The organism is Paenibacillus sp. FSL R5-0912 (assembly GCF_000758605.1).
In the GTDB taxonomy this organism is placed as follows: Bacteria; Bacillota; Bacilli; order Paenibacillales; family Paenibacillaceae; genus Paenibacillus_AQ.
The window spans coordinates 5,200,194-5,212,974 of record NZ_CP009282.1 but is presented as its reverse complement, the minus strand read 5'-3'; the positions used below and the strand labels follow the sequence as shown (position 1 = coordinate 5,212,974).

Genomic DNA, 12,781 nt, shown 5'->3' with positions numbered 1-12,781 from the left:
GAAAATTATGGAACTCAGTAATCGAGAGTATGCAGTAGGAGCCGCAGACGATTTCATGCTGCAGATTGGCCGGGTAGTAAATGCAGGCGAGGTGGAGTTAGCGATATTCCGCACATCGGATGGCGCTTTCTATGCCGTGGAGAACCACAGTCCCCACCCCAAGGGCGGTCCGCTCGCTGAGGGGATTGTATCCGGCTATTATTTGTATGACCCGCTTCATGACTGGAAAATCGATCTGCGGACCGGAGAAGTTCAGGCTCCGGACCGCGGTCAGGCAGTAGTCCATCCGGTTGTTGTGGAGGACGGAGTCGTCAAGGTTAGTCTGCCTGCGGCAGTGGCAAGGCTATAAATTAAAAGAAGAGCAGGTGTAGATATGTTTACGCAGAGCGTAGAGAATATCGTTGAGACAGCCGTAGGCAAACGCGACAAGATGAATGAGAGCCTGCCCAAATATTTCTTGGCGGCACTCCTGGCAGGAGCTTATGTAGGTATTGGTATTATTCTGATCTTCTCGCTGGGGGCGCCGCTGGCAGCGATCAAGTCACCGTTCCAGCCGCTGATTATGGGTGCATCCTTCGGGATTGCCTTGACCCTGGTTGTATTCGCTGGCTCGGAGTTGTTCACAGGAAATAATATGTTCTTCACGGTAAGCACGCTTGCCGGGAGAACTACGGTCTGGGATACCGTGAAGAACTGGGTTCTCGTCTTCTTTGGCAATGTAGCCGGAGCAATAATCTTGGCCCTGCTCATTCAGGGTTCGGGACTGTTCAAGGCAGCTCCGGTGGATCATCTGATCTTCACTGCAGCAGCCAAGAAGATGAGCCTGCCGTTCTCGGAGCTGTTCTTCCGCGGTATTCTGTGTAACTGGCTTGTCTGTCTCGCACTGTGGATGTCCTCCCGTGCCAAGAGTGAAGCGGCGAAGCTGGTGCTGATCTGGTGGTGCCTGTTCGCCTTCATCGCAAGCGGCTACGAACACAGTGTAGCGAACATGACGCTGCTCAGCGTGGCAGTGCTGCTGCCGAATCACCCTGAGACCGTGAGCATTGCCGGCTGGCTGCATAACATGATTCCTGTTACGCTCGGCAATATCATCGGCGGCGGTGTATTCGTCGGCATGGCATACTGGCTGATCTCACCTGTGCGTAGTCCCCGTAAAGTATCAACTGCCATGCAGACTAAGAAAATAAGTTAATTTAGAAGCCCCGCAGTTTAATTACTGCGGGGCTTTTTTGTCACTGAAAGGAGCATCTATCTGTGGTAAGCTGTTTAGGACTCGAATCAGGGAGTGGACAGTCATGAAGAGCTTTAACCATTTTGGCGTATATGGAATTTGCCAGTGTGACCGCAAGCTGCTGGTAATTCATAAGGGAAGAGGGCCATACACGGGAAGATACGATCTGCCTGGTGGAAGACTCGAAGAGAACGAATCACTGCTTGACGGCCTGGTCAGAGAATTCAAGGAAGAGACCGGATTCACAGTCAAGGTAGAACGAAACCTGGGCATATTCGATTTTTTTGTCCGTTATCAGGAGGAAGAATTCACGCATATGCATCATTTGGCAGCGTTGTACCAGGTTGAATTGGACGGGGAGCAGACGCCAGCAGTTATTTCAGCTTTTGCGGAACAGGATTCGAGCGGAATGGAATGGGTGGAATTAGCACGGATCACGCTGGATTCGGCTTCACCGGCAGCTGTACTGGCAGCGAAATGGCTTAGCGGGGATGTGCTGACTATGGGGACGGAATACTATGATTCTTGGGAAATAAAGACCTTGTAGAATTGCTGGCAGCGCGGGAATCTCTTCAGCAGACAAGAAAAAAAGACGCCGGACAAGGCGCCTTCGACCACTCTATTAATTTATTGGGTCATATATGTTTCATTGAGGTGAATAGAGGGTATTATTATTAGGAATTAAATTCGGCAGATTTCGTTAGGGCACAATTCACAATGGCAGATGTCTTGAAGCATCGACAGATCCTTAATGACAATCATGCCGTTCTCATACTCTACAGCGTCTTTTTTACGCAGATCACTCAGCATGCGGTTAACACTCTCACGGGTAGCGCCGATCATGTTGGACAGGTCTGTATGCGTGATTTTTTTGTTGATCAGAATGCTGTCGCCTGTCTTCTCGCCATAGGTGTTGCCCAGACGGATCAGCGTAGAGCAGAGTGCACCTGGTTTGCCGTACATCATCAGATCGCGGAATTTCGTCTGCGTGAGACGGTGATGAATCCCCATCCATTTCATGAAGTCAATCGCGAAATCACAGTGCTGGCAGATCAGAATCTCCAGATCCTTCTGCTCGATGACGCCGACTTCACTTTCTTCAATTACTTCGGCAGTAAAGCTATGCTTCGTGCTGAAGAAGGGGTCTGCCTGACCAACCATGTCACCGGCCTGATACATATACAGGATTAGTTCCTTGCCTTCGTCAGTTGATTTGGTTAGTTTCACACGTCCACGTTTGATATAAAACAATTTATCCGAATAGTCGCCTTCCCAGAATAGGTGAGAGCCTTCAGGGACCATGCGCTCCTTCATTGTGACCAATAGCCGGTTAAAGTTCTGTTCGGAGAAACAGTTTGTATTGCCGCGGGCTTCGATAACATTATAATGTTCCTTTATCATAATCGACATCCCCTTTATTCCCTCAGTTTTTCAGTAAATTTTAAATTAATTATACATGTTAATTCCTCTTTATGGTTAAAAAATTTCGCGAAAAAGTGTCGATTTTTTTACATTGTGATAATTTTCACTTCGTTTGTGTGAAATATGATATGTTTTCGCACCAAAAGTGGGTCCATAACCTGTATTACAGGATATTATAGCAGCTGTCTCCTATTCTGGATAGATCCTGGGAGCTTGCGGCTTTTTTTGTTTTTGCTGGATCTCCCCATTTCCGTAAAAATGCACATAACTCCGTTATAAGCAGACCTTGGTCCTGAAGGTACTTAGAGATACTCTGGAACTGAGCGTCCGTACCTCCGTGGACAACTGCGGGAAGGGCGGAACATTCCCTTAGAGAAGGAGAAATCAAATATGGCAAAAGTGGCGGACAAATATCTGAAGGTCGATCCGTGGGCGATAATAGAAGAGGGCTTTGATCCGGAGCGTAACCGGACCTCGGAATCGATTTTTTCACTGGGCAATGAGTATATGGGCGTGCGGGGGTATGCCGAAGAAGGGTACAGCGGAGATTCACTGCCTGGCAGCTACTTGAATGGGCTAAACGAGCAGATGAATGTCGGCAACCATTATAAGGGCATTATCCGGACACTCCGTTATATGGTGAATGCGGTGGACTGGCTGTATACGCGAATATCCGTTGATGGCTTACAGCTCGATCTGGCTCATAGCAAGGTTACGAATTACTCCCGCAGACTGGATTTCCGTACCGGGACATTCCGGAGGGAATTCATCTGGCATCTGCCGGACGGCAAACAGCTGCAGATCAGCTTCGCGCGCCTGGTAAGTATGACAATGTCTCATCTGGGTCTGCAGCAGATCACCTTTGAGCCGCTTAACTTCACGGGGAGTGTAGATATCTGTACGGGTCTTGATTTCAACATGATCCACGAAGAACACGGCCAGAGCATGTGGAAGCAGCTGCGCAGCGGAGACGTAGAGGCAGTTACAGCTATCCTGGGAAGTACGCTGACAACCGGGAACAAGCTTTTCTCCGGGTTTATACTTCAGTCCTCCCAGCCACTAAATACAGAGCTTGTGGAGCGTGACCGGTTCATCGGACGGAAGTTCTCTCTTGAACTGTCTCAAGGAGAACCGGCTTCCTTCACCAAGCTCGTCGTGAATGCGGCGGACAACAAAGCCTCCCGTACGGAGGATAGCCTCTGGGCTGAAGGTATGGAGCTTGCGGCCGGGGTAAGCGGGCTGGAAAAGCAACAGGTGTTTGCTGACCAAGCCTCTTACTGGAGTGGTATCTGGGCAACCAGTGATATCACTATTGAAGGCGATCCCGAGAATCAGCAGGGGATAAGGTTCTGCATTTTCCAGCTGTATCAGACCTATCATGGAGATCATCCGGGCTATAACATCGGTGCCAAAGGGCTGACGGGAGAAGCATACCGCGGTCTGGCCTTCTGGGATACGGAATCCTACTGTCTGCCGTTCTATATGTTCAATAATCCGAAGGCGGCCCGCAGCCTGCTGGAGTTCCGCTATAAGTCACTGCCGGAAGCCATGCAGCGCGGGAAGGATGTGGATTGCGAAGGTGCTTTTTATCCCATTGCCACGATTGACGGGACTGAGAGCTGTGATCTGTGGCAGCACTCTAACCTTCAGCTGCATGTTGGAACAGCTGTTTCCTACGGCATCTGGCATTATGTGAAGAATACAGGTGACCGGGAATTCCTCTACAGCAAAGGTGCTGAGATGCTGATTCAGATCAGCCGCTTCTATGCAACCCGCGGCCAGTGGGGTCAGCGCAGCGGAGAATACGGTTATTTCGGAGTAATGGGACCTGACGAATTTCAGCTGATGGTCAACAATAACTGCTATATCAATCTGATGGCTAAGAAATTATTTGAATTCACACTCGAAACCATTGCCGAGATGAAGGTGAAGACGCCTGAAGCATATGCAGCCGTTGTTGCCAAAACGGAGCTCCGCGAAGAGGAATTGGCGGATTGGGACAACAAACACGAGCATATGAAGATTCCGCTGGATACGGAGAGCGGGGTGTATGAGGAGCATGACGGATTTTTTGATATGCCTCATATTGATATTCACTCGATTCCGGTATCCGAATTCCCGCTCTACTCGAATTGGTCTTATGACCGCCTGTACCGCTATGACATGATCAAGCAGCCGGATGTGCTGATGTTCATGTTCTTATATAACGGACAGTTCTCCAGAGAAGCCAAGCTTGCGAATTATGAATACTACGAATCCAGATGTATCCATGAATCTTCACTCTCGCCGTCCATTCATTCCATTCTGGCCAGTGAAGTCGGCAAACATGAGGAAGCGTATCATTTCTTCGAATTCGCTACCCGGCTGGATCTGGATAACTACAACCGAAATACCAGAGAAGGATTGCATACAACTTCGATTGCAGCAGCCTGGATGAACATTGTGTACGGCTTCGGCGGCATGCGTTCTGATGGTACCCGTCTGTCCTTCCAGCCTACACTGCCGCAGCGCTGGACCTCCTATAGCTTCCAGGTGAGGGTTGAGGGCGTGCTGCTCGGAATTATTGTGAACAAGGATTCGGTTAGCTTCAGAGCCATAGAGGGTGGAAGCACTGAGGTTATGATTTACGGACGGCTGGTGAAGGTGGATGTTGCAGGTACGAAGCTTCCGCTGGGTGAAGGGATGATGGCATAATGAACTGGACCGTAAGCGAAAGCAGCTTCGAACCTGGCAGGATTACAACCAACGGGAATAAATATATGACCGGTAACGGGTATATGGGCTTCCGGGGTGTGCTCGAGGAGTTCGGCAAGGAGCAGCTCACGGCGGTTACTTTGGCCGGGGTATACGACAGAGCGGGAGATAAATGGCGCGAGCCGGTGAATGCCCCGAACGGTATGTTCACCGTAATCAGCTGTGACGGGAAAGTGCTTAGCGTTCTGGAGACGGAGCCGCAGGCTCATATACAGAGCCTGGAACTCCGCGCAGCAGTCCACCGGCGGGAGACGGTGTTCAGTGTCCGGGACGGTGGACAGTTGACCCTCACAGCGGAGCGGTTCGTCAGCATGGATCAGCTGCATGTGCTGGCCGGTAAATGGACAATTCATAGTACGGTGGATTGCCGGATAGAGATTGAAACAGGGATTGACGGTGAGGTCTGGGATATCAACGGCCCCCATCTGTTTGAGCAGCGGAATCAGCTGAAGGAAGGCGTGCTCCTGGCAACGGCTGTTACGGGTGAATTACAGCTGCCGGTCGCGGTTGCTGAGCAGGCGGATTTCGCGTTTGCGGAGCAGCGTATCCATGGGGAGGCAGCGCTCCGGACGGTTTCTTTTGACGCCAAGGCTGGAGAGATCTATGAATGGTACAAATATGTGGCCGTCTTCACCGGGCTGGACATGGAGGGGGAAGCTGCTGTACAGGCGGTACGAACAGTCAGGACTGCGGCTGCGGCAGGTTATGCAGAGCTGCTGGCAGCCCATTGCCGGAAATGGGAAGAGCGGTGGTTAAGCAGCGATGTGGTGATCGAAGGAGATAATGATGCGCAGTTCGCTCTCCGGTACAGCATTTATCAGCTGCTGATTATTGCGCCAACGTTGTCTGAGAAAGTATCCATTCCTGCACGCGGCCTATCCGGCCAAGTCTATAAAGGAGCTGTGTTCTGGGATACGGAAATGTTCATGCTGCCGTTCTTCCTGCATAGTGATCCCGGCATTGCCCGCAATCTGATGATGTACCGCATCCATACACTGGACGGTGCCCGCCGTAAGGCAGCAGAGTATGGGTATCTGGGTGCTTTTTATGCCTGGGAGAGCCAGGATTCGGGAGATGATGCCTGTACACTGTTCAATGTGAATGATGTGTTTACCGGACGGCCAATGCGGACCTATTTCCGGGATAAGCAGGTGCATATCAGTGCAGATGTCGTGCACGGGATCTGGCAGTATATCCAGTTCACCGGAGATGACAGTATGCTTGCGGACGGCGGAGCTGAAGTCATCTGGGAGTGTGCACGTTTCTTGTACTCGTATGCTTATTATAATCCGGTGAAGAAACGTTACGAGATTCTGGATGTTACCGGACCGGATGAATATCATGAGCGGGTCAACAATAATGCGTTCACCAATGCTCTGGTGCAGGAGACACTGGAAATTGCACTGCGGACAGTGGGTCTGCTGCAGGACAAATACCCGGCTGTGTATGCGGAGCTGGCAGGACGGTTTGCTGAGGGGCCGTTCCTGGCTGAGTTCACAGATATGCTGGAGCATTTCTATGTTCCGCAGCCGGACCCGGACACCCTGGTTATTGAACAGTTCGACCGCTATCTGAAGCTGGAAGAGGTTGCACTGGCTGAGCTGAAATCACGGGTGATCAACAAACATGAATACTGGGGCGGAGGCAACGGGCTGGCCACCTCCACAAGAATATTGAAGCAGGCTGATATCGTGCTGATGCTGAACCTGTTCAAAGAGAAATTCAGTAAGGAAGTGAAGAGGGCCAACTGGGAATTCTATGAGCCGCGAACCGAGCATGGTTCCAGCCTTAGTCCGTGCATTTACGCACTTGTCGCTGCCGATATCGGCTTACCTGACTGGGGATATCCGTACTTTATGCGTACAGCCACTGTAGATCTCACCGGAGAATCGAAGCAGTATGTTGGCGATCTCTATATCGGCGGGACCCATCCGGCTGCGAACGGCGGCGCATGGATGGCAGCGGTGCTCGGCTTCGGAGGTCTTCAGTTTGATGGTGTGACCGCTGTGATGAATCCGGCGCTGCCTAAGGCGTGGACAGCTGTGGAGCTGCCGGTTGTGCTGCGAGGAGGCAGCTTCCGGCTGCAGATCAGCCGGGAAGAGATCACCGTCACCGCGGCGCCGGACAACAGTGAAGCTGTAGCATTCGCCGGCTTCGGCGGCGAACCGGAGCTGTGCCGTCCGGGCATACAGCTGCGGCTGCGGGCTCAGGGTAGAGTGGAAGGGGCTGCAGAGGAGAATGCGGACTCCGGAGTCACGACAATTCGGCAACATTAGAATTAATATTGTATGCTGGGCAGGAATTAGATAATTTACCGGATCTTCACTACAAAATAATCAAGCAAACAAGAAGCAATAAGGAGGACATATAACAGATGCTGGAGCAAATGAAAGGTGCTATTTTTGATCTGGACGGTGTAATTGTAGATACCGCCAAATATCACTATCTTGCGTGGCGCTCGCTGGCAGAAGAGCTTGGATTCCAGTTCACGGTAGAGCATAATGAACGGCTCAAGGGTGTCAGCCGGATGAGGTCACTGGATATCCTGCTGGAGATTGGCAGGCTGGAATTCAGTGAAGCGGAGAAGCTTGTCATGGCAGATAAGAAAAACCGCCTTTACGTGGAATACATCTCCGGACTGGATGAATCGGAGCTGCTGCCTGGTGTCATGACATACCTCAGCGGTCTTAGAATGCGCGGTGTAGGGGTTGCCCTCGGTTCAGCCAGTAAGAATGCCGTATTTATACTGGATAAGCTGAATATTGCTGGGCTGTTCGATGCCGTTGTTGACGGCAATAAGGTATCCCGGGCAAAACCGGACCCGGAAGTGTTTCAGACTGCCTGCCGGGAACTGGGCCTGCAGCCGCAGGACTGCGTGGTATTCGAGGATGCCGAGGCCGGTGTAGCCGCCGGGAAAGCTGCGGGAATGCAGGTCGTTGGCATCGGGAAACGGGAAGTGCTGAAGGAGGCAGATCTGGTAGTATCCGGATTGCATGATCTGTAAGACCTTGATAGAATTGCCTAGAGGAACTTATTTCCTCTACTACCTATTCTATTATAGAAGGAAAGCTTGAGGGATGATGATGGAAACGTTATTGCTATGGCCTGAGGGTGCGCCCGGAGCGCTGGGAAACAGTGATGAGGACCGGCCCGCGATTACACCTTATTTAGTTGAAGGCAAGCAGAATGCCGCTGTTGTGATTTGTCCGGGAGGCGGCTATGCGATGCGTGCCGATCACGAGGGAGGGCCGGTTGCAGAATGGTTGAACACACTCGGGATTTCAGCGTTTGTGCTGCGCTACCGTGTTGCACCTTATAAATACCCGAGTGCGCTACAGGATGCGCAAAGAGCGTTGCGGACGATCCGCTTCCGGGCGGATGAATTCGGAATTGACCCGGACCGACTGGCCATTCTGGGCTTCTCCGCCGGTGGACATCTGGCTTCGACGGCCGGGGTGTTATATGATCTGGGAAATCCCGATCATCCGGAGCCGCTGGAGAGGCTGTCCAGCCGGCCGGACCGGCTGATTCTATGCTACCCGGTCATTTCCATGACCGAAGGGGTAACGCATCAGGGCTCGAAGGAGAACCTGCTGGGAGTAAGCCCGGATGAGCAATTGCCGCTGCGGCTTAGCAGTGAGTTCCAGGTGAGCGCAGAGACTCCGCCAACATTCCTCTGGCATACCTCAGATGACGCTTCCGTTCCCGTAGAGAACAGCCTGCTGTTCGCCGCAGGGCTGAGCCGTCACCGTGTTCCGTTCGATCTGCACATTTATGCACATGGGATACACGGGATTGGTTTAGGAGCCGATGAGCCGCATACACGGACCTGGACCGATGCCTGTGCTTCCTGGCTGGAATTGAACGGCTATACCAAAGCATGAGCGTCTGCTTCGATGTCCGCGCCCAAAGGAGGTACATATAATGAAACTTAGATTTCCACATGTGCATACAGCGGAAGAAACCGCTGAAGTTGCCCGATTGGCGGCAGAAATATGGCGCGAATATTATGTCTCCATTATTACCGCCGAGCAGATCGAGTATATGCTTGACAAGTACCAGTCGGTTCCTGCAATTACGCAGCAGATCCATCATCAGGGTTATGAATATTACTTAATCCATAACGGGGAAGGCGCCACGGTGGGGTATATGTCGGCGAGACAAGAGGAAGGAAAGCTCTTCTTGAGCAAGTTCTATATAGGCAAGGAGTACAGGGGTCGCAGCTATGCCAGCCAAGCGTTGGCCTTCCTGGAGAAGCTGTGCCAAGAGCGGAACCTGACTCATATTTGGCTAACGGTCAATCGTGATAATGCATCCAGCATTGCAGTCTATAAGAGAAAAGGCTTTCGGACCCTAAGGGAACAAATGGCGGATATCGGGAATGGATTCGTCATGGATGATTTTATTATGGAAAAAGAAATTCCGGTCCCCTGAGAGAGGGACGGCATATTTATGAACAAGGATTCTTCCTATAATCAATCGGTGACCTATTGGAAACAATATCAAAAGTTTTTCCCTGATGACATGCAGATCAATGAAAGTCACTTACCCACAGAAGAGTGGATGACCTGGAACAATGCTCATATTCACCTGGATCGTATGCCTGTTCCTGATGCACAATTGAAAATCATTTTCATTCATGGAGCTGGCGGCAATGGCAGGTTGCTCGCTCCTTATGCACGAATGCTGCAAACCTACGGTTATGAAGTAGTGTCGCCGGATCTGCCGCCTTATGGTCTAAGCTATACCGATTCAGCGGAATCATTGGATTATCAGCTCTGGATTGACATCCTTAATGAATTGATCGAACAGGAGCTGAAACGGGACGGCAAGCCTGTCATTCTGCTGGGCTCCAGTATTGGAGGCATGTTAGCTTATCACACGGCTGTACAAAGTAAACGGGTCAAAGGGTTGATTGCAACAACATTTGTGGATACGAGTGATTCAAAAGTTCGTGATCAGTTAGCTCCTAACAAACTCATTAGCCGGTTAGGGGGATGGTGTATGAATCAATTCCCTTCCCTATTAGACTCCTTGCAGATCTCTGTCAATAAAGTATCCCGGATGAAATGGATCACGAACAACGCTGAACTGACCAGACTCATTATGAATGATCCTCTTGCGGCAGGCACATCTATTCCCTTACGCTTATTAAGAACGTTCTTAAATATGAAACCTGTGATTAAACCTGAGAACTTTGAGGTTTGCCCGGTATTGCTCGTTCATCCTCAATTAGACCCTATGACTCCTTACCGCTTCAGTAAACCGTTTTATGATAATCTCAAAAGCAGAAAAGAGTATGTGAGTTTAGAGGGTGCGGGTCATTTTCCGATTGAACAACGGGGGCTGGAGCAGATGATTGTTGCTGTGCTTGCTTTTTTGAGAACGATAGAGAACGAACTCGAGAGAGAATGATTGTGATAATAACCAGTCTGACACGGTAGCTTCGTGTTATGGCTGGTTTTTGTTTAAATATAATAATGGTGAAACTCCATACAAATGAACATAAAGAACTTTGAAATAAACATATGTAAGCGCTTGTAGGTTTGTTATATTATTGAAACTGGAGGTGTATCCAGATGTTGTCGATGCTTATTAAACCTATCGTGAAGCTGAACGTCAAGCAGCAGCTGATTCTGCTGTTCCTGATTATGATCTCGCCCATCCTGATTTTGAACAGCTACGGCAACTATAAGGCAGAAGAGATTCTTAAGCGCCACGTCACCAATGCCTATGTGGAGCTGAACAAGCAGAATTTCGCCATCATTAACAGAGATATTGATACGGTTAACAAAATAACAACGACCGTCATCCAGAATCCGATCCTGCAGCAGCTCAATATGAGCGGGGATGATCCCGTGCTTGAACGCGTTGAGCGGTACGAAACCATTGAGAAGCTGCTGGGCAGCTACTCCCAGGGAGCCGAGCGGGGCGACGGGATCTATTACTCGCTGTATGTGTATGATCCGGATAACTATTACTTTTTCGCTCCCAATTTTCCTCAGGTGAAGAAGGCGGGGGTTTATTTTTTCTCCAAGGGTGAAATGCCGTATTGGTTCGAGCAGGTGGTGCAGCAGAAGGGCCACGGTTATCTGATGTTCACCGAGAAGCTGAGCCCGCAGGCCGAGGATCTGAAGACACTCACTTATGTCCGGGCAGTTAATAATATCTATAGAGGTGCTGGGACGATCGGTGTGCTCGTTGTGACCAAGATGGAATCGAAGATCGGTGAATCGCTGAAATCCATCTCCCTGCCGGACGGGGAAATTTATCTGACCGACATGAGTAACCGTGTGCTTGCCTCTACTACGAATTCAACGGGGGAAGTTATTGCTCTGCCTGAGGGATCTGAAGCCGGTGACCCGGAGGGGACCGAGGATATCATCACGGATGACTTCATATATGTAGTCAACAACAATCACGCCTTCGAGCAGAAGCTGGTGTATAAGGTTCCGGTCAAGGCGCTGCTGCAGCAGCAGAACGAAATGAAACGTGTCATTCAATACATAACCGTTGCGTACGCACTGTTTGGGCTGATCATCATCACCTACTTCTGGCGTTCGCTGATGACTCCTTTGCAGAAGCTGGCTTTTTTTGTGCGCAAGTATGAGCCTGGCAACCGCGTTCCCGAGACTCCCCGGAGAGGCAGCAATGATGAGGTCAGTGTGCTGATCGCTTCCACCTATGATATGGCCCGCAGGCTCAACAGCCTGATCATGTACAAATACCAGATGGAGATCAAGCAGAAGGAATCTCAGCTGCAGCTGCTCTATCAGCAGATCAATCCGCATTTACTATACAACACCCTGGAGAGTATTTATTGGAAAAGCTCGCTGGAGGGCAATGTGGAATCCGCGGAAATGATCAAGGAATTATCCAAGCTGATGAAGATCAGCTTAAGCCGGGGGAGAGAGCTGATCACGCTTGAGGAGGAGCTTGAGCATGCCAGTGCCTACATCAAGCTGCAGCAGCATCGGTATGACTATGTGTTCGCCGTCATCTGGAATATTGCTCCTGAAACCAAAAGCAATCTGATTCCCAAGATCACCCTGCAGCCGTTAATCGAAAATGCCATTATTCACGGTGTCAAAAATATGGATGAGGACGGCGAAATCATCATCACCTCCGTTCTGCAGAATGACAGGATTCTGATTACCATTGAGGATAACGGCTATAAGCAGGTCGACTACAAGGCAATTGATCTGGTGCTGAATGATGAGAGCCCCAATCCTGTCAGCGGATATGGCATCCGTAATATTAATCAGCGGGTTCATCTGCATTTTGGCCCGGACTACGGAATCAGCTATGGCCCGCGTGCCGCCGGAGGAACCGTCGTGACAGTAACCCTTCCGAAATCAGAGACTATAGAGTAGA

The 12,781-nt window shown here is 50.4% G+C and carries 11 protein-coding genes; 10 read left to right on the top strand and 1 reads right to left on the bottom strand.

What is annotated here, in order from left to right; all coding sequences use genetic code 11:
* Window positions 1-7 precede the first annotated feature (7 nt).
* The 3 genes from nirD (at window position 8) to R50912_RS22195 (ending at window position 1,778) form a co-directional block, all read left to right on the top strand.
* Window positions 8-349, top strand: coding sequence for a nitrite reductase small subunit NirD (gene nirD / locus R50912_RS22205; RefSeq protein WP_042237941.1), 342 nt, complete (start codon window positions 8-10; stop codon window positions 347-349).
* Between the two features lie 24 nt (window positions 350-373).
* Window positions 374-1,192, top strand: a complete 819-nt coding sequence (locus R50912_RS22200; protein WP_042237939.1) for a formate/nitrite transporter family protein — start codon at window positions 374-376, stop codon at window positions 1,190-1,192.
* 103 nt (window positions 1,193-1,295) lie between these two features.
* Window positions 1,296-1,778, top strand: coding sequence for an NUDIX hydrolase (locus R50912_RS22195; protein ID WP_042237937.1), 483 nt, complete (start codon window positions 1,296-1,298; stop codon window positions 1,776-1,778).
* Between the two features lie 134 nt (window positions 1,779-1,912).
* On the opposite strand, the gene R50912_RS22190 is transcribed toward R50912_RS22195, so the two are convergent.
* The gene (locus R50912_RS22190; protein WP_216626496.1) at window positions 1,913-2,632 is read right to left on the bottom strand and encodes a Crp/Fnr family transcriptional regulator; all 720 of its coding nucleotides are present in this window, start codon (window positions 2,630-2,632) and stop codon (window positions 1,913-1,915) included.
* A gap of 411 nt (window positions 2,633-3,043) precedes the next feature.
* On the opposite strand from R50912_RS22190, the gene R50912_RS22185 reads away from it, so the two are divergent.
* The 7 genes from R50912_RS22185 (at window position 3,044) to R50912_RS22155 (ending at window position 12,780) form a co-directional block, all read left to right on the top strand.
* On the top strand, window positions 3,044-5,347 hold the full coding sequence (locus tag R50912_RS22185) for a glycoside hydrolase family 65 protein (RefSeq protein WP_042237935.1): 2,304 nt from the start codon (window positions 3,044-3,046) through the stop codon (window positions 5,345-5,347).
* Window positions 5,347-7,683: a glycosyl hydrolase family 65 domain-containing protein gene (locus R50912_RS22180; RefSeq protein WP_042237933.1), complete on the top strand. Its 2,337-nt coding sequence runs from the start codon at window positions 5,347-5,349 to the stop codon at window positions 7,681-7,683. Before R50912_RS22185 ends, R50912_RS22180 begins: the two co-directional genes overlap by 1 nt.
* A 98-nt stretch (window positions 7,684-7,781) precedes the next feature.
* Window positions 7,782-8,411 carry a beta-phosphoglucomutase gene (gene pgmB / locus R50912_RS22175; protein ID WP_042237931.1) on the top strand — a complete coding sequence of 210 codons (630 nt, stop codon included), beginning with the start codon at window positions 7,782-7,784 and terminating at the stop codon, window positions 8,409-8,411.
* Between the two features lie 79 nt (window positions 8,412-8,490).
* Window positions 8,491-9,291 (top strand): alpha/beta hydrolase, encoded by an 801-nt coding sequence (locus R50912_RS22170; protein WP_042242962.1) that lies wholly within the window; start codon window positions 8,491-8,493, stop codon window positions 9,289-9,291.
* Between the two features lie 40 nt (window positions 9,292-9,331).
* The gene (locus R50912_RS22165) at window positions 9,332-9,841 is read left to right on the top strand and encodes a GNAT family N-acetyltransferase (RefSeq protein WP_042237929.1); all 510 of its coding nucleotides are present in this window, start codon (window positions 9,332-9,334) and stop codon (window positions 9,839-9,841) included.
* 18 nt (window positions 9,842-9,859) lie between these two features.
* Entirely contained in the window at window positions 9,860-10,822 is a 963-nt protein-coding gene (locus R50912_RS22160) for an alpha/beta hydrolase (RefSeq protein ID WP_042237927.1), read from the top strand.
* 164 nt (window positions 10,823-10,986) lie between these two features.
* Complete coding sequence (locus tag R50912_RS22155) at window positions 10,987-12,780, top strand: cache domain-containing sensor histidine kinase (protein ID WP_042237926.1); 1,794 nt, start codon at window positions 10,987-10,989, stop codon at window positions 12,778-12,780.
* Window position 12,781 lies beyond the last annotated feature (1 nt).

Excerpts from the sequence above, each read along its gene's own strand:
- R50912_RS22195 (WP_042237937.1), top strand. The coding sequence starts at position 1,296 with ATGAAGAGCTTTAACCATTTTGGCGTATATGGAATTTGCCAGTGTGAC.
- R50912_RS22200 (WP_042237939.1), top strand. The coding sequence starts at position 374 with ATGTTTACGCAGAGCGTAGAGAATATCGTTGAGACAGCCGTAGGCAAA.
- R50912_RS22190 (WP_216626496.1), bottom strand. The coding sequence starts at position 2,632 with ATGATAAAGGAACATTATAATGTTATCGAAGCCCGCGGCAATACAAAC.
- R50912_RS22185 (WP_042237935.1), top strand. The coding sequence starts at position 3,044 with ATGGCAAAAGTGGCGGACAAATATCTGAAGGTCGATCCGTGGGCGATA.
- R50912_RS22155 (WP_042237926.1), top strand. The coding sequence starts at position 10,987 with ATGTTGTCGATGCTTATTAAACCTATCGTGAAGCTGAACGTCAAGCAG.
- R50912_RS22170 (WP_042242962.1), top strand. The coding sequence starts at position 8,491 with ATGGAAACGTTATTGCTATGGCCTGAGGGTGCGCCCGGAGCGCTGGGA.
- R50912_RS22160 (WP_042237927.1), top strand. The coding sequence starts at position 9,860 with ATGAACAAGGATTCTTCCTATAATCAATCGGTGACCTATTGGAAACAA.
- R50912_RS22180 (WP_042237933.1), top strand. The coding sequence starts at position 5,347 with ATGAACTGGACCGTAAGCGAAAGCAGCTTCGAACCTGGCAGGATTACA.
- nirD (WP_042237941.1), top strand. The coding sequence starts at position 8 with ATGGAACTCAGTAATCGAGAGTATGCAGTAGGAGCCGCAGACGATTTC.
- R50912_RS22165 (WP_042237929.1), top strand. The coding sequence starts at position 9,332 with ATGAAACTTAGATTTCCACATGTGCATACAGCGGAAGAAACCGCTGAA.
- pgmB (WP_042237931.1), top strand. The coding sequence starts at position 7,782 with ATGCTGGAGCAAATGAAAGGTGCTATTTTTGATCTGGACGGTGTAATT.